Origin of the sequence: Nocardioides gansuensis, from assembly GCF_003076135.1 — a bacterium.
GTDB lineage: Bacteria > Actinomycetota > Actinomycetes > Propionibacteriales > Nocardioidaceae > Nocardioides > Nocardioides gansuensis.
Window position 1 is genome coordinate 580,551 of record NZ_QDGZ01000001.1, and the last position, 22,360, is coordinate 602,910.

General features: G+C 71.1%; 18 protein-coding genes. 11 read left to right on the top strand and 7 right to left on the bottom strand.

The annotated features are described in order from the left end of the window. Positions 1-73 precede the first annotated feature (73 nt). Positions 74-1,600, bottom strand: a complete 1,527-nt coding sequence (locus tag DDE18_RS02765; protein WP_165820994.1) for a PucR family transcriptional regulator — start codon at positions 1,598-1,600, stop codon at positions 74-76. A 169-nt stretch (positions 1,601-1,769) separates the two neighbouring features. Here DDE18_RS02765 and DDE18_RS02770 point away from each other — a divergent pair, with 169 nt between their 5' ends. The 11 genes from DDE18_RS02770 (at position 1,770) to DDE18_RS02820 (ending at position 14,194) form a co-directional block, all read left to right on the top strand. Then, the gene (locus tag DDE18_RS02770; protein ID WP_116570676.1) at positions 1,770-2,486 is read left to right on the top strand and encodes an aspartate/glutamate racemase family protein; all 717 of its coding nucleotides are present in this window, start codon (positions 1,770-1,772) and stop codon (positions 2,484-2,486) included. 34 nt (positions 2,487-2,520) lie between these two features. Then, on the top strand, positions 2,521-4,026 hold the full coding sequence (locus tag DDE18_RS02775; RefSeq protein ID WP_116570677.1) for an NCS1 family nucleobase:cation symporter-1: 1,506 nt from the start codon (positions 2,521-2,523) through the stop codon (positions 4,024-4,026). A gap of 106 nt (positions 4,027-4,132) precedes the next feature. After that, entirely contained in the window at positions 4,133-4,951 is an 819-nt protein-coding gene (locus tag DDE18_RS02780; protein WP_116570678.1) for a hydroxypyruvate isomerase family protein, read from the top strand. Between the two features lie 30 nt (positions 4,952-4,981). Then, the gene (locus tag DDE18_RS02785) at positions 4,982-5,881 is read left to right on the top strand and encodes a 2-hydroxy-3-oxopropionate reductase (RefSeq protein ID WP_116570679.1); all 900 of its coding nucleotides are present in this window, start codon (positions 4,982-4,984) and stop codon (positions 5,879-5,881) included. Between the two features lies 1 nt (position 5,882). Further along, positions 5,883-7,658, top strand: a complete 1,776-nt coding sequence (gcl, locus tag DDE18_RS02790) for a glyoxylate carboligase (protein ID WP_116570680.1) — start codon at positions 5,883-5,885, stop codon at positions 7,656-7,658. Between the two features lie 10 nt (positions 7,659-7,668). Then, positions 7,669-8,793, top strand: coding sequence for a glycerate kinase (locus DDE18_RS02795; protein WP_116570681.1), 1,125 nt, complete (start codon positions 7,669-7,671; stop codon positions 8,791-8,793). A gap of 13 nt (positions 8,794-8,806) precedes the next feature. After that, a complete protein-coding gene (locus tag DDE18_RS02800) occupies positions 8,807-9,685 on the top strand; it encodes a fumarylacetoacetate hydrolase family protein (RefSeq protein WP_116570682.1) in 879 nt (292 codons plus the stop codon). A 69-nt stretch (positions 9,686-9,754) separates the two neighbouring features. Continuing rightward, entirely contained in the window at positions 9,755-11,257 is a 1,503-nt protein-coding gene (locus DDE18_RS02805; RefSeq protein ID WP_116570683.1) for an NCS1 family nucleobase:cation symporter-1, read from the top strand. Beyond that, complete coding sequence (gene allB / locus DDE18_RS02810; protein WP_116570684.1) at positions 11,254-12,609, top strand: allantoinase AllB; 1,356 nt, start codon at positions 11,254-11,256, stop codon at positions 12,607-12,609. The genes DDE18_RS02805 and allB overlap by 4 nt, the downstream gene beginning before the upstream one ends. Beyond that, a complete protein-coding gene (locus DDE18_RS02815) occupies positions 12,606-13,442 on the top strand; it encodes a bifunctional allantoicase/(S)-ureidoglycine aminohydrolase (RefSeq protein ID WP_116570685.1) in 837 nt (278 codons plus the stop codon). Before allB ends, DDE18_RS02815 begins: the two co-directional genes overlap by 4 nt. Before the next feature lie 17 nt (positions 13,443-13,459). Then, positions 13,460-14,194: an SDR family oxidoreductase gene (locus tag DDE18_RS02820; protein WP_245916405.1), complete on the top strand. Its 735-nt coding sequence runs from the start codon at positions 13,460-13,462 to the stop codon at positions 14,192-14,194. 26 nt (positions 14,195-14,220) lie between these two features. Here DDE18_RS02820 and DDE18_RS02825 read toward each other — a convergent pair whose 3' ends face one another. The 6 genes from DDE18_RS02825 to typA all read right to left on the bottom strand — a co-directional run bounded on the left by DDE18_RS02825 (position 14,221) and on the right by typA (position 22,273). Then, positions 14,221-15,258, bottom strand: coding sequence for a LacI family DNA-binding transcriptional regulator (locus tag DDE18_RS02825; protein ID WP_116570686.1), 1,038 nt, complete (start codon positions 15,256-15,258; stop codon positions 14,221-14,223). Positions 15,259-15,286: 28 nt separating this feature from the next. Beyond that, positions 15,287-16,756, bottom strand: coding sequence for a GH1 family beta-glucosidase (locus DDE18_RS02830; protein ID WP_116570687.1), 1,470 nt, complete (start codon positions 16,754-16,756; stop codon positions 15,287-15,289). Beyond that, positions 16,753-17,577 carry a carbohydrate ABC transporter permease gene (locus DDE18_RS02835; RefSeq protein WP_116570688.1) on the bottom strand — a complete coding sequence of 275 codons (825 nt, stop codon included), beginning with the start codon at positions 17,575-17,577 and terminating at the stop codon, positions 16,753-16,755. Before DDE18_RS02835 ends, DDE18_RS02830 begins: the two co-directional genes overlap by 4 nt. Next, positions 17,574-18,596 carry a carbohydrate ABC transporter permease gene (locus tag DDE18_RS02840; RefSeq protein ID WP_116570689.1) on the bottom strand — a complete coding sequence of 341 codons (1,023 nt, stop codon included), beginning with the start codon at positions 18,594-18,596 and terminating at the stop codon, positions 17,574-17,576. Before DDE18_RS02840 ends, DDE18_RS02835 begins: the two co-directional genes overlap by 4 nt. A gap of 57 nt (positions 18,597-18,653) precedes the next feature. Further along, entirely contained in the window at positions 18,654-19,994 is a 1,341-nt protein-coding gene (locus DDE18_RS02845; protein WP_165820995.1) for an ABC transporter substrate-binding protein, read from the bottom strand. Positions 19,995-20,383: 389 nt separating this feature from the next. Next, positions 20,384-22,273, bottom strand: coding sequence for a translational GTPase TypA (typA, locus tag DDE18_RS02850; protein WP_116570691.1), 1,890 nt, complete (start codon positions 22,271-22,273; stop codon positions 20,384-20,386). Between the last annotated feature and the right edge of the window lie 87 nt (positions 22,274-22,360).

The following is a 22,360-nucleotide window of genomic DNA, read 5'->3' on the forward strand; positions in this document are numbered from 1 at the left end:
GGCACCCGACGAACCTCCGAATCCACACCCTGTCGAGGTGGTCCGGTTTGTGCGATCTGCCAACAAGTCCGCGTCAACGGGACTTGAGCGCGAGGAAGACGTCGACCCGGTCCTCCAGCCGGGACAGGTCCCGGCCGGTCAGCTGCTGCACCCGCTCGATGCGGTAGCGGACCGTGTTGACGTGCAGGTGCAGCGCCTCGGCGGTGCGCGACCAGGAGCCGGAGCAGGCCAGGAAGGTGTCCAGGGTCGGCACGAGGTCGGCGCCGGTGCGCTCGTCATGCTCGAGGACCGGGCCGAGCACCCGGTGTGCATAGGTGCGGCGTACGTCGTCGGGCACGGCCGCGAGCAGCAGCACGTGCGAGGTCACCTCGTCGGAGCCCACGACCGACACGGGCGCGCGCCCGGCGTGGGCGACGCGGTGCGCGAAGCGGGCCTCCTCCAGGGCGCCGGCCAGGTTGTCGGTGGGGGCCTCGCCGCTCGCGCCGACCGAGAGTCGCCCGCGGCCGGTGCCGGGCGCCAGCCGACCGAAAGCCGCGTGCAGCCGGGCCGCCAGTCCCGCTGTGGCGGGCAGGATCCCGACCAGCCGGCCGTCGCGGTCCGGTGCCACGACCGGCGAGCCGACCGTCAGGGCGACGTCCTCGACCAGCGCCTGCCCCGTCTCCAGGGGGCCGTCGCCGACCAGCTCGGCGACGACCACGACCACGGGCTGCGTCGGGTCGAGGCCGGCCTGGCGGAGCCTTCCCGCGACGTCGGCGTGCGGTGCTCCGGCCTCGATGAGCCCCACCGTGTCGGCGGCGAGTGGCCGCACGGCGCGGAGTCCCTCGTCGCGGCGCGACCGGTCCAGCGCCGCGATCGCGCAGAGCTCCTGCACCGCCTCGACGTGGTCGCGGGGCCACTCGGCGTGGTCGCCGTCGGCGGCCAGCAGCCAGCCGGTGAGCCGGTTGCCCAGGCCGGAGCCGATGGGGAAGACGGTGTACGCCGTGCCCGCCGCGTCGACGCCCGCGGGCAGCCGGTCGGCGGTCAGGAACCGCCTGACGAGGAGGTCGACGGTCGGGTCGTCGAGCTCGTGGGGACCGGGCACGACGTGGCGGCCGGTGGTGGTGAGCACCCGGCAGTCGTGCCCCACCTCCGCGGAGACCCGGGCCGCCAGCTCGTCGAGGCTGCGCCCGTCGGCCAGCGCGGAGAGCAGCTGGCGCTGACGGGCCAGGCTGACCCTCGCCCCCGTCGCGGCGACGCCGCGCGCCGCGACGTACTCCGCGATGTCGGCGAAGGCGACCTCGGTCGGCACCTCGACCAGCGTCACCCCGTGCCGTCGGCACGCCTCGAGCAGGTCGTCGGGGACCGTCCCGAGCAGCGCGTCGCCCGCCAGCACCGTGGTGACGCCGCGCCCCGCGACCGACGCCACGAACGCCTCGCTGTCGTCGGCGCTCCGGCGCCAGACCAGCCCGGTCAGCACCAGCTCGCCCCCGGTGAGGTAGCGCCCCGGCTCGAGCAGGTCGGTGGTGACCACGCGGCCCACCGGCCGCTCCAGCGAGCCCGGCGCCTCGTGCAGCACGCGCAGCCCCAGCCGCGGCGCCTCGAGGAGCTCACGCAGCAGCATGGGCGGCCTCCTTCTGGAGGAAGGTACAACGCCGACCGGGACAGGAGCTGTCTGGAGCGACTCCAAAGAGTGTAGGGGCCTTGACGGCCGGTTGTGCTGCGGCTCACACTCGCTGCCATGCGGAAAAGAATTTCCGCAATACGAAAGCACTAGCGACCGGAGACACGCCGTGAAGATCCTCGTCGTCAACGTCAACACCACCGCCTCGATGACCGAGGGCATCGTCCGCTCCGCGCGGGCGGCCGCCCGGCCCGGCACGGAGATCGTCGGGCTCACCCCGCGGGTGGGCCCGGAGTCGTGCGAGGGCAACTTCGAGAGCTACTTCGCGGCGCTGGCCGTGATGAACGAGGTCGTCCAGTACGACGGCCAGTACGACGCCGTCGTGCAGGCCGGCTTCGGCGAGCACGGCCGCGAGGGGCTCCAGGAGCTGCTCGAGGTGCCGGTCGTCGACATCACCGAGGCGGCCGGCCATGTGGCGTCGCTGCTCGGTCACCGGTACTCCGTGGTCACCACCCTGGACCGCGCCGTGCCCCTCATCGAGGACCGGCTGCTGCTGGCCGGCCTCGACCGTCGCTGCGCCTCCGTGCGCTCCAGCGGGCTGTCCGTCCTCGAGCTCGAGGACGACCCCGACCGCGCCGTCAAGGCGATCGTCGACGAGGCCGAGCGCGCCGTGACCGAAGACCACGCCGAGGTGGTCGTGCTCGGGTGCGGCGGGATGGCCGGTCTCGACGAGGCCGTACGCCGCGCCACCGGCGTACCGGTCGTCGACGGCGTCGCCGCCGCGGTCACCCTCGCCGAGAGCCTCGTCGGCCTGGGCCTGTCCACCAGCAAGGTCCGCACCTACGCGCCACCGCGCCCCAAGCGGATCACCGGCTGGCCGCTCTGACCCCCTCCCCTTCACTCACCCTGGAGAACCCCCGATGAACCACCAACCGATCGACCAGCTGGCGCTCTCATCGCAGGACCCCGATGGCCGGCTCTACAACGACGACCTGAAGCCCGCGCAGCCGCACGAGCGGCAGTGGAACACCTTCAGCCTCTTCTCGCTGTGGATGAACGACGCCCACAACGCCGGCAACTACAGCTTCGCCGCCGGACTCTTCCTGCTCGGCCTCAGCCCGATCCAGGTCACGCTCGGCATCCTCGGCGGCGCGCTGATCATCTTCGGCGGCTGCTGCATGTCCGGCTTCATGGGGCACGACACCGGGACGCCGTACCCCGTCGTGAGCCGGCTGGCCTGGGGCATCTGGGGGGCCAACTTCCCCGCCCTGGTGCGCGGCACGGTCGCGATCGCCTGGTACGGCATCCAGACCTTCCTGGCCTCGATCGCCCTGAAGGTGCTGCTCCTTCGCTTCATCCCCAGCACCGAGTCGCTCGCCGACCAGTCGTTCCTCGGCATGGACCTGCTCGGCTGGCTCGCGTTCCTGCTGCTCTGGGCGGTGCAGATGGCCGTCGTCGCCAAGGGCATGGAGGCGGTCCGCCACTTCCAGGGCTGGGCCGGACCGGGCATCTGGGCGGTCATGATCGTGCTCGCGGTGTGGATGCTGTGGCAGGCGGGCTGGAGCATCTCGTGGACCGAGGGCGGTGGCGGCGACAGGCTGAGCACCGGCGAGAGCTGGTACCAGACGTTCGCGGCCGTCGGCCTCACTGTCGGCGTGCTCGCCACCCTGATGCTCAACTTCTCCGACTTCGCCCGCTACTCGCCGTCGCGCGGTGCCGTGGTCAGGGGCAACGCGTGGGGCCTGCCGTTCAACTGGACCGCCTTCGCGCTCACCTCGGTGATCGTCTCGGCTGCCTCGGTCAAGGTGTACGGCGAGGCCGTGCTCGACCCGGCCGTCCTCCTGGAGAAGTTCGAGAACGACTTCGTGGTCCTCGTCGGCACCGGGGTCTTCGTGCTCGCGACCATCGGCGTGAACATCGTCGCCAACTTCGTCTCCGCGGCCTACGACATCTCCAACGTCAACCCCAAGCGGATCAGCTTCAAGAAGGGCGGCATCATCACGTCCTTCGCGGCGCTGCTCTCCATGCCGTGGAACCTCTACAACAGCCCCGAGATCATCGCGTACTTCCTCGGCGGCCTCGGTGCGCTCCTCGGTCCCTTCTTCGGGATCATGGCCGTGGACTACTTCCTGTTCCGCAAGGGCCGGTTCAGCCTGCCCGATCTCTACGACCCGACCCCGCGCTCGGCGTACTACTACAAGAACGGCGTGAACCCGCAGGCGGTGATCGCCTTCCTGCCGTCGGCCGTGATCGCGCTGACGCTGGCCCTGGTGCCGGTCTTCAAGGACGTCGCGCCGTTCGGCTGGTTCATCGGCGCCGCCCTGGGTGCGGTGGCCTACGCGTTCGTGACCCGGGGCCAGGCGCCCGCGACCCCGGCTGCCCTGGCCGGCGTGTCTCGGCCGGAGGTCGAGCCGCTGCTCGACTGAGTGTCCCGGCGTGGTCCGGCCCTTGACGAGGCCGGACCACGCCATTACCGTACTTCCAAGATCCAGAAGAGAAATTCCGCAATACGAAATCCTGAGGGAGGCCCCGATGAGCCACTCGCTCCGCCACGAGGTCAACTGCTCGATCCTGTTCACGGAGCTGCCGCTCCTGGAGCGCCCGACTGCGGTGAAGGCGGCCGGCTTCGACGCCATCGAGTTCTGGTGGCCGTTCGCCGAGGCGGTGCCCGGCGACCGCGACGTCGACGCGTTCGTCACCGCGGTCCAGGACGCCGGCGTCCAGCTCGTCGGCCTCAACTTCTTCGCCGGCGACATGCCGGCCGGCGACCGCGGCGCGGTCTCCTGGCCGGCCCGCGCGGCGGAGTTCCGAGACAACGTCGACGTCACCGTCGGCATCGGCGAGCAGCTGGGCTGCCGGGCCTTCAACGCCCTCTACGGCAACCGCGTCGACGACGCCACCCCCGAGCAGCAGGACGAGCTGGCAGTCGAGAGCCTGACGACCGCGGCGCGCGCCGCGGCCCGCATCGGCGGCACCGTGCTGCTCGAGCCGGTCAGCGGCGCCCCGCGCTACCCGCTGCTCACCGCCGCCGACGCCCTGGCGGTCATCGACCGGGTCCAGTTCGAGTCCGGCGTCGACAACCTCGGCCTGCTGGCCGATCTCTACCACCTCGCCGTCAACGGCGACGACGTCGACAAGGTGATCGCCGACCACGCCGGCCGGATCGCCCACGTGCAGATCGCCGACCACCCCGGCCGCAACGAGCCCGGCACCGGCGAGCTGCCGCTCGAGCGGCAGCTCGCCGACCTCGAGGCCCGCGGGTACGCCGGGTGGGTCGGCCTCGAGTACAAGCCCACCGGCGCCTCCGCCGACAGCTTCGACTGGCTGCCCCGCGAGCGCCGCTCCGCCTGATCCCACGACCACCTCCGAAAGGACCCCCCAATGACCGACATCGCCTTCATCGGACTGGGCATCATGGGCAGCCCGATGGCCGTCCACCTGGCCAACGCCGGCCACGCCGTCGCCGGCTACAACCGCACCCCGGACAAGACCGGCCCCCTCGTCGAGGCCGGCGGCCGCGCGGCGGACTCGGTCGCCGACGCCGTCAAGGATGCCGACGTCGTCTGCGTGATGGTCCCCGACTCCCCGGACGTCGTCGACGTGCTCACCGGCGAGGACGGCGTGTTCGCCCACGCCCAGCCCGGTGCCCTGGTCATCGACTTCTCCAGCATCCGCCCCGACGTGACCGCCGATCTGGCCAGCCAGGCGCGCGACAAGGGCTTCCGCTACCTCGACGCCCCGGTCTCCGGCGGCGAGGCGGGCGCGAAGAACGCCGCGCTGTCGATCATGGTCGGCGGCGAGGGCGACGACTTCCAGGCGGCCAGGCCCGTCTTCGACGCGGTCGGCAAGACCGTCGTCCACGTCGGCCCGAGCGGCTCGGGGCAGACCGTCAAGGCGGCCAACCAGCTCATCGTCGCCGCCAACATCCAGGCCCTCGCCGAGGCCGTCGTCTTCCTCGAGGCGTACGGCGTGGACACCAAGGCCGCGCTCGAGGTGCTCGGTGGTGGCCTGGCCGGCTCCAAGGTGCTGGACCAGAAGAAGGAGAACATGCTGGCCCGCTCCTTCGAGCCCGGCTTCCGCATCGAGCTGCACCACAAGGACCTGGGCATCGTGACCGCCGCCGCCCGCGAGGCCGGCGTCGTGATCCCGCTCGGCTCGCTGGTCGCCCAGCTGATGGCGTCCGCCCAGGCGGTCGGCGACGGCGGGCTTGACCACTCCGGCCTGCTCCGCGGCGTGGAGCGCCTCAGCGGCCGCCCCTCGACATCCGACAAGGAGAACTGACATGGCACGCATGCGCGCGGTCGACGCCGCCGTCCTGATCCTGGAGAAGGAGGGTGCCACGCAGCTGTTCGGGCTGCCCGGCGCCGCGATCAACCCCTTCTACAGCGCGGTGAAGAAGCACGGCGGCCTCAAGCATGTGCTCGCGCGGCACGTCGAGGCCGCCTCCCACATGGCCGAGGGCTACACCCGGGCGAAGGCCGGCAACATCGGCGTCTGCGTCGGCACCTCGGGACCGGCCGGCACCGACATGATCACCGGGCTCTACTCGGCGTCCGCCGACTCGATCCCGATCCTGTGCATCACCGGCCAGGCGCCCACGGCCAAGCTGCACAAGGAGGACTTCCAGGCGATCAACATCGCCGACATCGCCAAGCCCGTCTCGAAGTGGGCGGTCACGGTGATGGAGGCGGCCCAGGTCCCGGGCACCTTCCAGAGGGCCTTCCAGCTGATGCGCGAGGGCCGGCCGGGTCCGGTCCTGGTCGACCTGCCGCTGGACGTCCAGCTCGCGGAGATCGACTTCGACATCGACACCTACGAGCCGCTGCCGGTCTCGCGGCCGGCCGCCACCCGGGCGCAGGCCGAGAAGGCGCTGGCCATGCTGAACGACGCCGAGCGCCCGCTGATCGTCGCCGGCGGCGGCGTCATCAACGCCGACGCCGCCGACCTGCTGGTCGAGCTGGCCGAGGTCACCGGCGTGCCGGTCGTGCCGACGCTGATGGGCTGGGGCACGATCCCCGACGACCACCCGCTGATGGCGGGCATGGTCGGCCTGCAGACCTCGCACCGCTACGGCAACGCGACGATGCTCGCCTCGGACCTCGTCCTGGGCATCGGCAACCGGTGGGCCAACCGGCACACCGGCTCGGTGGCGACCTACACCGAGGGCCGCACGTTCGTGCACGTCGACATCGACCCCACCCAGATCGGCCGGGTCTTGGCGGCGGACTACTCCATCCCGTCCGACGCGAAGGCGGCGCTCGAGATGTTCCTCCAGGTCGCCAGGGAGTGGGCCGCCGAGGGCCGACTGGCCGACCGCGCGGCGTGGGCCGAGGAGTGCCGCCAGCGCAAGCGGACGATGCAGCGGAAGACCAGCTTCGAGAACGTGCCGATCAAGCCGCAGCGCGTCTACCAGGAGATGAACAAGGCCTTCGGCCCGGACACCCGCTACGTCACGACCATCGGGCTGTCACAGATCCAGGCCGCGCAGCTGCTCCACGTCTACAAGCCGCGGCACTGGATCAACGCCGGCCAGGCCGGTCCGCTGGGCTGGACCCTGCCCGCCGCGATCGGCGTGGCCACCGCCGACCCCGAGGGCCAGGTCGTCGCACTGTCGGGCGACTACGACTTCCAGTTCCTCATCGAGGAGCTGGCGGTGGGCGCCCAGTTCAACATCCCCTACATCCACGTCGTCGTGAACAACTCCTACCTGGGCCTGATCCGCCAGGCTCAGCGCGGCTTCGACATGGACTACTGCGTCCAGCTGTCCTTCGACAACGTCAACAGCCCCGAGCTGGGCAACTACGGCGTGGACCACGTCAAGGTCGCCGAGGGCCTGGGCTGCAAGGCGATCCGGGTCACCGATCCGCAGGATCTCCAGTCCGCGTTCGAGAAGGCCAAGGCCCTGACCGCCGAATACCGCGTGCCGGTGGTCGTCGAGGTGATCATGGAGCGCGTCACCAACGTCTCCATGGGGGTCGAGATCGACGGCGTCGTGGAGTTCGAGGAGCTCGCCGAGCGCGGCGAGGACGCCCCGACCGCCATCGCCATGCTCGACTGAGCGAGACGCCGTGCCACGCGTGCTGATCGCCTCCGACAAGTTCAAGGGGTCGCTCACCGCCGCCGCCGTCGCGGCGGCGGTGGGTGCCGGCGTACGACGCGCCCGCCCCGACGCTGTCGTGGACTCGGTCCCCGTCGCCGACGGGGGCGACGGCACGCTGGCCGCCGCGCTGGCCGCGGGCTTCGAGCCGGTCCCGGTGACCGCCAGCGGGCCCACGGGCGAGCCGGTCCCCAGCGGCTATGCCCGGCGCGGCGACGTCGCCGTGGTCGAGCTCGCCGACGTGTCGGGGCTGGTCCGCCTGCCCGACGGGCCGGCGCCGATGACCGCGTCGAGCCGGGGCGCGGGCGAGCTCGTCGCCGCCGCCGTCGAGGCCGGGTGCCGGACCATCGTGCTCGGCATCGGCGGCAGCGCGAGCACCGACGGCGGGGCCGGTCTGCTGCGCGGGCTCGGCGCACGCCTCCTGAGCGCGGAAGGCCGCGAGCTGCCCGAGGGCGGCGGGGCACTGGCCGAGGTGGCGACGCTCGACCTGGCCGTCCTGCGCGACAGGATGGCAGGCGTCGACGTGGTCGTGGCCTGCGACGTGGACAACCCGCTCACGGGCGAGCACGGCGCCGCCGCGGTCTACGGGCCGCAGAAGGGCGCCGGCGCCGGACAGGTCGTCGACCTGGACGATGCGCTGACCCACTGGGCCGACGTCGTCGCCACCACCACCGGCCGCGACCTGCGCGACGTGCCCGGCGCCGGCGCTGCCGGCGGTGTGGGCTTCGCGGCGATGGCGGTGCTCGGAGCGCGGCTGCGCCCGGGCATCGAGCTGGTCCTCGAGCTCGTCGGCTTCGCCGACCGCCTCGCCGGAGCCGACCTCGTCGTCACCGGCGAGGGCGCCCTGGATGCGCAGACCCTGCACGGCAAGGCCCCTGCCGGCGTCGCGTCCGCCGCCCGCGCGGCCGGCGTCCCGGTGGTCGCCGTCTGCGGGGTCAACCGCCTCGACACCGAGCGCCTGCGTGCGGCCGGCATCGCCACGGCGTACGCCCTCACGGACCTGGAGCCCGACGTACGCCGCTGCCTCACGCACGGCGCCCCCCTGCTCGAAGAGCTGGGCGTGCGGATCGCGGCCGACCACCTGCCGGTCGCATGAGGCGGGCCGCGCGATGAGGCTGCTGCGCGTCGGTCCGCCGGGCCGGGAGCGGCCCGCCGCCCTGGACGCCGACGGGATCCTCCGCGACCTGTCGGGGGTGGTCCCCGAGATCGACGGCGCCCTGCTCGCCGACCCCGTCCGGATGGCCGGCCTGCGGCAGCTGGTGCTGCCAGGACTGCCGGCCGTGCGTGGCAACGTACGAATCGGCCCGCCGGTCGCGCGTCCCGGCAAGGTCGTCGGCATCGGGCTGAACTACAAGGACCACGCCGCCGAGGCCGGCCTGGCGATCCCCGACGAGCCCGTGGTGTTCCTCAAGCCGTCGACCACCGTGAGCGGGCCCTACGACCCCGTCGAGCTGCCACCCGGCAGCACCAGCAGCGACCACGAGGTGGAGCTCGGCGTCGTGCTCGGCCGGCGACTGAAGGGCTGCACCGACCCGGCGGCCGCGCTCGACGCGGTCGGGGGCTACCTCACCGCCGACGACCTGACCGAGCGCGCGCAGCTCGCCAAGGGCCCGACGTGGGCGAAGGGCAAGTGCGCCGACACGTTCACCCCGATCGGGCCGTGGCTGGTCACCGCGGACGAGGTCGGCGACCCGCAGGCGCTGTCGCTGGAGCTGTCGGTCAACGGCTGCGTGCGGCAGTCGGGCTCCACGTCCCTGATGGCCTACGGCGTGGGGGAGCTGCTCGCGTTCGTCAGCTGCCTGATGACCCTCGAGCCGGGCGACCTGGTGCTGACCGGGACGCCCGGGGGAGTGGCCGCCGGGCGGCCCGACCCGAAGCCCTTCCTCCGCGAGGGGGACGTCGTCGAGGCCGAGGTCAGCGGCCTGGGACGGCAGCGGACGCCGGTCCTCACGAGTCAGGGGCGCGGACCCGTTGACGAAGCGGTGTGACCCGCGTAACTTTTCCTCCCAGTAGAAATGAGTTTCCGCAACGCGGAACCTACGAATGGAGTCCCGCGCATGAGCCACGACGTCGAGACGGGTGACCACGGCATGACCGTCACTCCGAGCAGTCGCCTCTGGAACGAGGACCTGGCGCCCACCACGGAGCGCACCTGGGGGACCTACAGCCTCTTCGCTATGTGGATGTCCGACGTGCACAGCATCGGCGGCTACGCCTTCGCCGCGGGCCTGTTCTTCCTGGGCCTGGTGGGCTGGCAGGTCTTCATCGCCCTGGTGCTGGGCATCACGGTCGTCTTCTTCCTGATGAACCTCACCGGCTTCGCCGGCCAGAAGACCGGCGTGCCGTTCCCGGTGATCGCCCGCATCTCCTTCGGTGTCTACGGGGCCAACCTGGCCGCCCTGATCCGGGCGATGATCGCCATCGCGTGGTATGGCATCCAGACCTGGCTCGCCTCGCAGGCGGTCGTGGTGCTGGCGATCTCGGCCCGGCCGTCGCTCGCGCAGCACACCGACGGCGGCTTCGCCGGCCTCTCGCCCCTCGGCTGGGTGGCGTTCGCGGTGCTCTGGGTCCTCCAGCTGCTGGTGATCCGGCGCGGCATGGAGACCGTGCGCCGCTTCCAGGACTGGGCCGGACCGGCCATCTGGCTCGTCATGTTCGTGCTGGCGGGGTGGATCCTCATCGAGGCGGGCTCCGACTTCTCGCTCGACCTGGGTGCCGACACCAAGAGCGGTGGCGCGGCCGTCCACGCGTTCCTGGCCGCCATGGCGCTGACGATCACCTACTTCTCGACGCTGCTGCTCAACTTCTGCGACTTCTCCCGCTTTGCCCCCGACCGCCGCACCGTCGTCCGCGGCAACTTCTGGGGCCTGCCGGTCAACTTCCTGGCGTTCGCGGTCGTCACCGTCGTCTGCACGGCCGGCTCGATCTCGGTCTTCGGCGAGGCGATCACCGACCCGGTGGCCATCGTCGAGCGGATCGACAACGTGTGGGTGACCGTGATCGGTGCCGTCACCTTCGTGATCGCCACCATCGGCATCAACGTGGTCGCCAACTTCGTCTCCGCCTCCTACGACCTGGCCAACGTCGCACCGAAGTGGATCGACTTCCGCCGTGGCGGCCTGATCAGCGCCGTGGTCGCCGCGCTGATCACCCCCTGGCATCTCTACAGCAGCCCGGTGGCGATCAACTACTTCCTCGGTGGGCTCGGCGCCCTGCTCGGCCCGCTGTTCGGCGTGATCTTCGTCGACTACTTCCTGGTCCGCCGCCAGCACGTCGTCGTCGAGGAGCTCTACCTCGCCGACGCCCGCAGCCGCTACTACTACAGCAACGGCTGGAACCCGAAGGCGCTCATCGCCGGCACCCCGGCCGCGGTCGTCGCGCTGGTGGTGGCGCTCTACAAGCCGCTGGCAGACTGGGCTCCGTTCTCGTGGTTCGTCGGAGTGGCGATCGCCGGCGCGCTCTACTACGCCATCGCCCGGCGCGGTGTCCGCACCGTGGTGATGCCCGGCGAGGGCGAGACGGTGCCGACCGCGAGCGGACAGGAAGGAGCCCACGGATGAGCGACGAGCTCGACCTGGTGATCCGCGCCCGCCGGGTGGTGAGCACCGGCGGAGAGGTCGACCGCACGATCGGCGTACGGGACGGCTCCATCGCGGTCATCGAGCCCTACGACTCCGACCTCACCGCCCGCCAGGTGGTCGAGCTGGCCGACGACGAGGTGCTCATGCCGGGCATCGTGGACTCTCACGTGCACGTCAACGACCCGGGCCGCACCGAGTGGGAGGGCTTCGCCACCGCCACCAGGGCAGCGGCCGCCGGCGGCGTCACCACGATCGTCGACATGCCGCTCAACAGCATCCCGCCCACCTGCGACGTCGAGGCCCTCGAGCTCAAGCGCAAGACCGCCGCCGACCAGGCATACGTCGATGTCGGCTTCTGGGGCGGCGCGATCCCCGGCAACGTGCCGCAGCTGCGGCCGCTCTTCGACAGCGGCGTGTTCGGCTTCAAGTGCTTCCTGCTGCACTCCGGCGTCGACGAGTTCCCCCACCTCGACCCCGAGCAGCTCGAGGAGGCGATGCGGGCCATCCGGGAGTTCGACGGGCTGCTGATCGTGCACGCCGAGGACACCCACGCGATCGAGCGCGCGCCCACCGCGCACGGCGACATCTACACCGACTTCCTGCACTCGCGGCCGCGGGGAGCGGAGAACCTCGCCGTCGCACAGGTCATCGAGCTCGCCCGGTGGACCGGGTGCCGGGTCCACGTCCTGCACGTGTCGAGCTCCGACGCGCTGCCGATGATCGCCAGCGCCCGCCGCGACGGCGTACGCATCACCGCGGAGACCTGCCCGCACTACCTCACGTTCACCGCCGAGGAGATCCCGGACGGTGCCACGCAGTACAAGTGCTGTCCGCCCATCCGCGAGAGCGGCAACCGCGAGCTGCTGTGGGAGGGCCTGCGCGAGGGCGTGATCGACATCGTCGTCTCAGACCACTCGCCGTCCACGATCGACCTCAAATGCCTGGACATCGGTGACTTCGGGGTGGCCTGGGGCGGCATCTCCTCGCTCCAGCTCGGCCTGTCGGCCGTGTGGACCGGCGCCCGCGCGCGCGGCTTCACCCTCATCGACGTGGCCCGCTGGATGTGCCAGGGACCCGCCGCCCAGACCGACATGTTGCGCAAGGGGCGCATCGACCTCGGCTATGACGCCGACTTCTGCGTCTTCGCCCCGGACGACGCCTTCGTGGTCGACAAGGACAAGCTGCGCCACAAGAACCCGCTCACCCCCTACCACGGCCGTCCGCTCGCCGGCGTGGTCCGCAGCACCTGGCTGCGCGGGGAGCGCATCGACGTCGACGCCGGCTTCCAGGCCCCGCCGCGAGGCCGGCTGCTCAGAAGAGGAGAGTCATGACCGTCCCGCCCCGCTACTACGCGCCGACTGGTGGGCACCCCGACCAGACGGAGCTCACTACCGACCGGGCGGTCTTCACCGAGGCGTACGCCGTGCTGCCGCGAGGCACGATGCGTGACATCGTCACCAGCGCACTGCCGTTCTGGGACCAGACCCGGCTGTGGGTCATCGCCCGGCCGCTGTCCGGCTTCGCCGAGACCTTCTCGCAGTACATCGTCGAGGTGCAGCCGGGAGGTGGCAGCGAGCGACCCGAGCTCGACGCGGGAGCGGAGGGCGTGCTGTTCGTGGTGGGGGGCGGGGTCACGGTGACGATCGCCGGACAGGCCCACGAGATGGGCCCGGGCGGCTATGCCTTCCTGCCCCCGGGGTGCGACTGGACGCTGCGCAACACCACCGCCGAGGTGGCCGTCTTCCACTGGATCCGCAAGGCCTATGAGCGGGTCGACGGCATCGACGTGCCGGAGCCGTTCGTCACCAACGAGACCGAGTTGGTCGGCCAGGAGATGCCCGGCACCAAGGGCGCCTGGACGACGCAGCGCTTCGTCGACCCGCTCGACGTACGCCACGACATGCACGTCAACATCGTCAGCTTCGAGCCCGGCGGCGCGATCCCGTTCCCCGAGACCCACGTGATGGAGCACGGCCTCTACGTCCTGGAGGGCAAGGCCGTCTACCTCCTCAACAAGGACTGGGTCGAGGTGCAGGAGGGCGACTTCATGTGGCTGCGGGCCTTCTGCCCGCAGGCCTGCTACGCCGGCGGTCCGGGCCGGTTCCGCTACCTGCTCTACAAGGACGTCAACCGGCACGCGACGCTGTCGCGGCAGTTCGGGTGAGGACGCCGCTGGGTCCCGTGGCGGTGGTCACGGGCGCCGGGTCGGGCCTGGGCCGGGCCATCGCCGGGGCTTTGCTCGACGACGGGTTCCGCGTGGCGCTCCTCGGCCGGCGGCGCGCACCGCTGGAGGAGACCGCGAGCTCCGGCGCGCCCGACACGACCCAGGTGCTGCCGACCGACGTCACCGACGAGGCCGCGGTGGCCGACGCCTTCGACGCCACGACGGCCGCCTGGGGCCGGGTCGACGTGCTGGTCAACAACGCCGGCACCTTCGGCCCCGCCGGCGAGCCGGACGAGATCGAGCCCGACGACTTCCGCGAGGTGATCGGCGTCAACCTGGTCGCGGCCTTCCTCTGCGCCCGCGAGGCGTTCGCGGTGATGAAGCGACAGGACCCCCGCGGCGGCCGCATCATCAACAACGGCTCGATCTCCGCCCAGGTGCCCCGACCCGGGTCCGTCGCCTACACCGCAGCCAAGCACGGGATGACCGGGCTCACCCGCTCCCTCGCTCTCGACGGCCGCCGCCACGACATCGCGGTCGGCCAGATCGACATCGGCAACGCCGCCACCGAGATGACCGCCGGCTTCGCCGTCGGAGCCCGTCAGGCCGACGGCTCGGTGCACCCGGAGCCGACCTTCGACCCACGGCACGTCGCCGACGCCGTCGTCCGCATCGCCCGGCTCCCGCTCGACGTGAGCGTCCCGTCGTTGACCGTCACCGCGACCGGCATGCCGTTCCTGGGCCGGGGCTGACTCCGCAGCCGGCGTCACGTCGGGGTCTAGGTGCTCTCTCGCCGCACGAGAGCGGGCGGGAAGATCATCCGCACGGGGCTGCCGCTGTGCCCGTCCTCGATCTGCTCGATGAGCAGCCGGGTCGCCTGCCCGGCCATCTCGGAGATCGGCTGGCGGATCGTCGTCAGAGGGGGGTCGGTGCGCTCGGACACGCCGAAGTCGTCGTACCCGATCACCGCTACGTCGTCGGGCACGCGCCGCCCTGCCGAGGCCAGCGCCTTCAGCGCTCCGGCGGCCATCAGGTCGGACGCGACGACCATCCCGTCCAGGTCGGGGTGCCGCCGGAGCAGCTCGGCCGCGGCTTCCGTGCCCCCGGGCTCGGTGAAGTCGCCGTGCTCGACCGCGTCGACAGGCAGGCCGGCGGCCTGCATCGCGGCGTGCCAGCCCGCCATCCGGTCCACGCCTGCGGTCATGTCCTGCGGACCGGCGAGGTGCACGATGCGGCGACAGCCACGGTCGATGAGCACCTGGGTCGCCTGGCGGCCGCCCTCGACGTTGTCGGTGTCGACGTAGGCCACCTTGTCCGCGCTCGTCCACGGCCGTCCGACGAAGGCGCACGGCAGGGCGAGCGCGGCAAGGTGGTCGGCGAGGCTGTCGCTGCGGTGGTGGGAGACCACGAGGGCGCCGTCGACGTGCCGGTTGCGCAGGTAGCGCAGCATCCGCTGCTCCTCCTCGCCCGGCCGGGCGAACAGCAGCACGAGCTGCAGGTCGCGCTCGGCCAGCACCCGGGAGACGCCGTGCAGCGTGCGGGCGAAGAACGGGTCGGAGAACACCCGCTCGTCCGGCTCGGGCACGACCAGCGCGACCGAGTCGGTACGCCGCGTCACCAGGCTGCGGGCGGCCGGGTTGGGGGTGTAGCCCAGCGTGCGCACAGCGGCGTCGACCGCCGCCTGGGCGCCCGGGCTGACCCGGTTGCCGCCGTTGATGGCACGTGACGCGGTGGCTCGGGACACGCCCGCGAGCCGGGCGACCTCGTCGAGGGTCGGCGAGCTGCCGGGTCCCGGCCCGGCACCTGGGGACGTCACCCGAGCCACGCTATCGACACTCCCCGGCTCAGGGCCCGACCGGGCCGAGACGACCGGTGCTGGCCACGTCGGCGAGGAAGAGGGCGCTCGTCTTCGGGGTGCGCGCCTGCGTCTCGTAGTCGACGTGCACGAGGCCGAAGCGCTTGGAGTAGCCGTAGGCCCACTCGAAGTTGTCCATCAGCGACCACGCGAAGTAGCCGCGCATGTCCACGCCGGCCTCCATCGCGGCGTGCGCCGCCCGGAGGTGGCCGTCGTAGTAGTCCACCCGGTCGGGGTCGTGCACCCGTCCGTCGTCGCCGACCGTGTCGTCGTAGGCCGCGCCGTTCTCCGTGATGTACATCGGCGGGACGCCGTAGTCGGTGTGCAGCCGGACGAGGAGCCGGGTCAGCGCCTCGGGCTGGACCTCCCAGTCCATGGCGGTGACCGGGAGGCCACGCCGCGGCATGGTGACGTCCTCGCACCCGACGAAGGGGGTCCGGACCGGCCGTGGTGCGTGCTCGATCGCACTGCCCAGCACGTCGTCGTGCGGGTGCCCGGAGACCGCGTCGGGGTGGTAGTAGTTCACGCCCAGGACGTCCAGCGGGGTGCTGATCAGGTCCAGGTCGCCGTCCTGCACGACCTCCTGCCATGGCCGGCCCCGCCACGTGAGGTGCCCGGTGTCGGCGAGCAGGTCGTCGGCGTAGTGGCCCCTGAAGATGGGCTCGAGGAAGACCCGGTTGAACAGCCCGTCGATGCGCCGGGCCGCGTCGCGGTCCCGCTCGTCGTCGGGGTCGATCGGGTCGACCACCGTGAAGTTGAGCGTGATGCCGAGGTCGGCGGTCGTGCCCCGGCGGCGCAGCTCGTCGACCACCAGGCCGTGGCCCAGCATCAGGTGGTGAGCGGCCACCAGGCCGGCAACGCCTTCCTGCCGCCCGGGCGCGTGCTGGCCGCCCGTGTAGCCGAGGAAGGCCGAGCACCACGGCTCGTTCATCGTCGTCCAGAACGGCACGCGGTCCCCGAGCTCGTCGTGCAGCGACAGCGCGTAGTCGGCGAACCGGTAGGCGGTGTCGCGGCTGGTCCAGCCGCCCGCGTCCTCGAGCACCTGGGGCAGGTCCCAGTGGTAGAGCGTCAGCCAGGGCGTGATCTCGTGCGCCAGCAGCTCGTCGACCAGGCGCTTGTAGAAGTCGATGCCCTTCGGGTTCAGCGAGCCGGCGTCGGGCCGGACCCGTGGCCAGGCCACGGAGAACCGGTAGGCGTTGAGGTGCAGCGACTTCATCAGCGCGACGTCCTCGGGCATCCGGTGGTAGTGGTCGCACGCGACGTCGCCGGTGTCGCCGTTGACGACGGCGCCCGGCACGCGGGAGAAGGTGTCCCAGATCGACGGCGTACGCCCGTCCTCGTCGGTCGCCCCCTCTATCTGGTACGCCGCGGTGGAGGCGCCCCACAGGAAGCCGGACGGGAACGTGTGGTCCTCGGACGGCGAGGAGGTCGGGGCGGTGGTGGTGACGGGGGAGGTCATCCCTTGACAGCTCCTTGCATGATGCCGGCGACCAGCTGTCGGCCGGCGAGGACGAACAGAAGCAGCAGCGGGATGGTGGCCATCCCGGTGCCCGCGAGGACGAGCGCGTAGTCGGTGGTCTGGCCCTGTCCGGTGAGTGCCAGCCGGTCCAGCGCGATCTGCAGGGTCTCGGTCTTCTGCAGCGCGACGAGCGGCCACATGTAGTCGGTCCAGACCTGCATGAAGGTGAAGAGGAACAGGATCGCCATCGCCGGCCGCGCCGCCGGGACGGCGACGGTCCAGAAGGTTCGCAGCATGGTGCAGCCGTCCATGCGCGCGGCCTCGATCAGCTCGTCGGGTACGGCGTCGGTGAGGAACTGTCGCATGAAGAACACGCCGAACGCGGTGACCAGGCTCGGCAGCGCGACGGCTGTGAGCGTGTCGAGCAGGTTGTAGTCGCGCATCAGGATGAACAGCGGCACGATCGCCAGCTGCGTCGGCACCGCCATGGTCATCACCACGAAGCCCATCAGCGCGTCGCTGCCGCGGAACCGCAGCTTGGCGAAGGAGTAGCCGGCCAGCGTGGAGAAGAACACCACCGACACCGCGCACGCGGTCGACACCAGCAGGCTGTTGAGCAGCGCCTGCCAGAAGTCGACGGTGTCGAGGACCTGGCGGGCGTTCTCGAGGAAGTGGCCGCCGGGGACGATCGGCGGCGGGAAGTCGTCGGCACGCTCCTTGGTCTGCGACCCGATCACGAACGACCAGTAGAGGGGCAGCGCGGAGCCGATGACGAAGGCGGCGAGCAGCCCGTAGACGAGGAACCCCGGCCGGCGGTTCATCGGCTGCTCCTGAGGGTGGCGTAGCGGGTGACCAGGTAGTTGAGCACCGCGATCGCGACGATGACGAGGAACAGCACCCAGGCCGCCGCGGACGCACGCCCGTAGAACTGGTCCTCGATGCCCTTGACGTAGATGTAGAGCGTCGAGGTCATGTACTGGTGGTCGGGCCCGCCCTCGCGGTTCGGTGTGTCGTCGAACAGGCGTGGCTCGGTGAAGATCTGCAGCCCGCCGATGGTGCTGGTGATGATGACGAAGATCATCGTGGGCCGGATCATCGGCAGCGTCACCGAGAGGAACTGCCGAACCCGGCCGGCGCCGTCGATCGCTGCCGCCTCGTAGAGGTCCCGCGGCACCGCCTGCATCGCGGCCAGGAAGATCAGCGCGTTGTAGCCGGTCCAGCGCCAGTTGACCATGCCGGAGATCGCGAAGTGGCTCCACCACCGGTCGACGTGCCAGCGGATCGGCTCGAGCCCGAGCTCCTTCAGGAACCCGTTGACGACGCCGTACTGGTCGGCGAACAGGCTGCCGAAGATCAGCGCGACGGCGGTCGGCGCGACGACGAACGGCAGCAGCACGCTCATCCGCCAGAACGCCCGGCCGCGCACGTGGTTGTCGAGCAGCGCCGCGATCGTGACCGCGAGGATCACCTGCGGCACGGACGACATCAGGAAGATGGAGAACGTGTTGACCAGGGACTTCTGGAAGACCGGGTCGGTCAGCACGAACTGGTAGTTGTCGAGCCCGACGAACTCGCCACGCACGTAGTAGGCGCGGTTCCAGTCGAACAGCGACAGGTAGCCGGTGTAGAGCAGGGGATAGAGGCCCACCAGTGCGAAGAGCACGAAGAAGGGCGAGACGTAGAGGTACGGCGAGAGCTTCAGGTCCCACCTGGAGCGGCGCTGTCGTCGTACGAGCCGGGCGCGCTCGCGCCCCTCGTCCGTACGACGGGGCGCGGGCGCGCCGCCCGCCGGGGACTCCGCGGTGGCGGTGTCCCCGGCGGTGCGGTGCTGGGTGCTCATGGGTGGAGTCGGATCCCTTGTCGCGGTGGTGGTGGGTGCGGTGTCACTCGGCGTCGGTCACTGGAGCGACTCGACCTCGGACACGAACGTCTCCCACGACTTGTCGGGATCGGTGCCCTGGTCCACCCGGTTGATGGCGTCCTGGAACTTCCCGAGGATGTCGGAGTAGAGCGGGCCGTGGTAGGGCTGCACCTCGATCGCGGCCGCCCGGTTGGAGAAGATCTCGCCGGCCGGCGCGTTGTTGAAGTACGGGTCCTTGGTCTTCAGCAGCTGGGGGTCCTCCAGCGCCTCCACCTGCGAGGGGAAGTTGCCCAGCGACTCGAAGATCTTGAGCTGCTGCTCCGGCGCGGTGATCCAGGTGATGAACTCCAGCGCCTCCGCGTGGTGCGGCGACGACTTCGGGATCGCGAGGTAGGAGCCGCCCCAGTTGCCCCCGCCCCCGGGGAAGACGTCGGCGATGTCCCAGACGACGCCCTTGGGCGCCGGCTCACCGGTGTTGGCCTTGATGTTGCTGCGCATCCAGCCGGGGCAGGGGATGGTCGCGAAGCCGTCGCTCTTGAAGCCCGCGGTCCAGTCGTCGCTCCACTGCGCGGCCCTGGTGGACAGCTTGTCGGTGTTGGCCGCGACGGTCTCGTAGACCTGCTTGAGCTCGTCGTTCTCGACGTCGACGGTGTTGTCGGCCTGCTCGAAGGGGAACGCGACCTGGTTGAGCATGGCCTGCGCGATGGAGCCGCTGGCGTCGTACCACTTGCTGCCTGGGACCTTCTGGACGTACTGCTCACCCAGCTCGAAGTAGTCGTCCCAGGTGGTCATCAGCGCGGTCACCTCCTCCCGGTCGGTGGGGAGGCCGGCCTTCTTGAACAGGTCGGCGCGATAGCAGATCGCCTCCGGGCCGGCGTCGGTCGCGTAGCCCAGGAGCTCGCCGTCGGGCGTGGTCGCGGCTTCCACCTTGAAGTCGAGCCAGCGGCCCTCGACCTCGTCCTGGGAGAGGTCGACCCAGCGGTCGGGCGCGGCCACGAGCGCCGGCATGAAGTCGCCCTCGATGGCCACCACGTCGGGAAGTCCGTCGTTGGCCTGGAGCAGGGTGTTGAGCTCGTTCTTCCAGTCGTCCCAGAGGGAGACCTTCGTCTGCTCGACCTGGAGGTCGGGGTTGGCCTCGTTCCACTCCTCGATGAGGGCGTCGTAGCCGAACTCGCCGAAGGTGGTGATGCTCAGCGCCTCGCCGTCGGCCAGCTCCTGCTGGTCGGCGGACGCGGTGGGGTCCTCGCCGCTGCCACAGGCCGTGGTCACGCCGAGAACGAGCGTGGCGACGGCACCGGCGGCGAGGTAGCGGGCGGCACGCGATCGCGTGCCGGGTGGGACGGACCAGCGACGAGGTCCGGTAGCGATGTTGCGCACGGTGTGACGCTCCTGCCTGAGTGCGACGGTGGGGTCTGGCGCCGCCAACGTGGTCCCGAGCCGCGCCCCAAGGTGTGAGAGCGCTTCCATCACAGCGGCTTGCACACCATGACATGCGTCACATCCGAGCGTCAATCCCCCGGGAGTGGTGAAGATCGGTGCCCGCCGGGTTGTGAGAGCGCTTTCACGAGATGGCAAGCCGACCGCCGCAGGTCTGCTGCAGGGAGGAGCCGCCGTCGCGGGTTGCCGGCGCCGGCGCGGCTCCCCCGACGGTCCAGATCGTGGGGGGCGGCGGGGACGCCTACCTCTGCGCCCCTCCCACAGGCGTGGCGTGGCCGGGCGGCCAGCCGCCGAGCTGGTGCCTCTCGCTCACCGCTCGCGGACGTCGGTCAGCGGGTGCCCTTCCGGGCCCGGGAGGCGATCTTGCCGCGCTCGTTGGCGTCGAGGATCACCTTGCGGATGCGCACGGTCTCCGGCGTCACCTCGACGCACTCGTCCTCGCGGCAGAACTCCAGGCACTGCTCCAGCGACAGCCTCTTCGGCGGGATCAGCTTCTCGAAGTTGTCGGAGGTCGCGGACCGGATGTTGGTCTGCTGCTTCTCCTTGGTGATGTTGACGTCCATGTCGTCGGCGCGGGAGTTCTCCCCGACGATCATGCCCTCGTAGACCTCGGTGGTCGGCTCCACGAAGAGCACGCCGCGCTCCTGCAGCGACGTCATGGCGTACGCCGTGGCGGCACCCGCGCGGTCGGCCACCAGCGAGCCCGAGGCGCGCGAGCGGATCTCGCCGGCCCACGGCTCGTAGCCCTCCGAGATGTGGTGGGCGATGCCGGTGCCGCGGGTGTCGGTGAGGAACTCGGTGCGGAAGCCGATCAGGCCGCGCGCCGGGACGATGAACTCCATCCGCACCCATCCGGTGCCGTGGTTGGTCATCTGCTCCATCCGGCCCTTGCGGCTGGCGAGCAGCTCGGTGATGGTGCCGAGGTATTCCTCCGGCGCGTCGATCGTCAGCCGCTCCATCGGCTCGTGAAGCTTGCCGTCGATCTCCTTGGTGACCACCTGCGGCTTGCCGACGGTCAGCTCGTAGCCCTCCCGGCGCATCTGCTCGACCAGGATCGCCAGGGCGAGCTCGCCGCGGCCCTGCACCTCCCAGGCGTCGGGGCGCTCGGTGGGGAGGACGCGGAGCGAGACGTTGCCGACCAGCTCGGAGTCGAGGCGGTCCTTGACCAGGCGCGCGGTGACCTTGGCGCCCTTGACCCGGCCGACCAGCGGCGAGGTGTTGGTGCCGATGGTCATCGAGATGGCCGGCTCGTCGACGTGGATGAGCGGCAGGGCGACCGGGTTGTCGGGGTCGGCCAGCGTCTCGCCGATGGTGATCTCGGGGATGCCCGCGACGGCGACGATGTCGCCGGGGCCGGCCTGCTCGCCGGGCTTGCGCTCGAGGCCCTCGGTGACGAGGAGCTCGGTGATCTTCACGTTCTGCCTGGAGCCGTCACGCTTCAGCCACGCGACCTGCTGGCCCTTCTTCAGGTAGCCCTGGTGGATGCGGAGCAGCGCCAGGCGGCCCAGGAAGGGGGAGGCATCGAGGTTGGTGACGTGGGCCTGCAGCGGCGCGCCCTGGTCGTACTGCGGCGCCGGGATGGTCTCGAGGATCGTCTTGAAGAGCGGCTCGAGGCTGTCGCCGGCCGGGAGGGCGCCGTTCTCCGGCTTCTCGGTGCTGGCGATCCCGGCCTTGCCCGAGGCGTAGACGACCGGGAAGTCCAGCGCGTCCTGGCTGTGCGACTCGTCGAGCAGGTCCATGAACAGCTCGTAGGTCTCGTCGACGACCTCGTCGATGCGGGAGTCGGGACGGTCGGTCTTGTTGACGACCAGGATCACCGGCATGTCCGCGTTGAGGGCCTTGCGGAGCACGAAGCGGGTCTGGGGGAGCGGGCCCTCCGAGGCGTCGACCAGCAGCACGATGCCGTCGACCATCGACAGGCCCCGCTCGACCTCGCCGCCGAAGTCGGCGTGGCCGGGGGTGTCGATGATGTTGATCGTCATCGGCTTGCCCTCGGCGGCGGGACCGGCGTAGTGCACCGCGGTGTTCTTCGCGAGGATCGTGATGCCCTTCTCGCGCTCGAGCTCGCCGGAGTCCATGGCCCGCTCCGCGACGCCCTCGGCCTGGTGGGCGCTGAAGGCGCCGGCCTGGTGGAGCATCGCGTCGACGAGGGTGGTCTTGCCGTGGTCGACGTGGGCGACGATCGCGACGTTGCGCAGGTCGGAGCGGAGTGCAGGCATGGGTGTACGACGTCGCTTTCAGCTGGAGGAGGGTGCGCCACGGAGGCGCCCGTCAGTCTAGGTGCGGGGAGGCTTCGCCCCCGAATC

Bases quoted from the DNA above. Each gene is read 5' to 3' on its own strand.
- DDE18_RS02765 (WP_165820994.1), bottom strand. From the start codon at position 1,600: ATGCTGCTGCGTGAGCTCCTCGAGGCGCCGCGGCTGGGGCTGCGCGTG.
- DDE18_RS02775 (WP_116570677.1), top strand. From the start codon at position 2,521: ATGAACCACCAACCGATCGACCAGCTGGCGCTCTCATCGCAGGACCCC.
- DDE18_RS02780 (WP_116570678.1), top strand. From the start codon at position 4,133: ATGAGCCACTCGCTCCGCCACGAGGTCAACTGCTCGATCCTGTTCACG.
- DDE18_RS02785 (WP_116570679.1), top strand. From the start codon at position 4,982: ATGACCGACATCGCCTTCATCGGACTGGGCATCATGGGCAGCCCGATG.
- gcl (WP_116570680.1), top strand. From the start codon at position 5,883: ATGGCACGCATGCGCGCGGTCGACGCCGCCGTCCTGATCCTGGAGAAG.
- DDE18_RS02800 (WP_116570682.1), top strand. From the start codon at position 8,807: ATGAGGCTGCTGCGCGTCGGTCCGCCGGGCCGGGAGCGGCCCGCCGCC.
- DDE18_RS02805 (WP_116570683.1), top strand. From the start codon at position 9,755: ATGAGCCACGACGTCGAGACGGGTGACCACGGCATGACCGTCACTCCG.
- allB (WP_116570684.1), top strand. From the start codon at position 11,254: ATGAGCGACGAGCTCGACCTGGTGATCCGCGCCCGCCGGGTGGTGAGC.
- DDE18_RS02815 (WP_116570685.1), top strand. From the start codon at position 12,606: ATGACCGTCCCGCCCCGCTACTACGCGCCGACTGGTGGGCACCCCGAC.
- DDE18_RS02830 (WP_116570687.1), bottom strand. From the start codon at position 16,756: ATGACCTCCCCCGTCACCACCACCGCCCCGACCTCCTCGCCGTCCGAG.
- DDE18_RS02835 (WP_116570688.1), bottom strand. From the start codon at position 17,577: ATGAACCGCCGGCCGGGGTTCCTCGTCTACGGGCTGCTCGCCGCCTTC.
- DDE18_RS02840 (WP_116570689.1), bottom strand. From the start codon at position 18,596: ATGAGCACCCAGCACCGCACCGCCGGGGACACCGCCACCGCGGAGTCC.
- typA (WP_116570691.1), bottom strand. From the start codon at position 22,273: ATGCCTGCACTCCGCTCCGACCTGCGCAACGTCGCGATCGTCGCCCAC.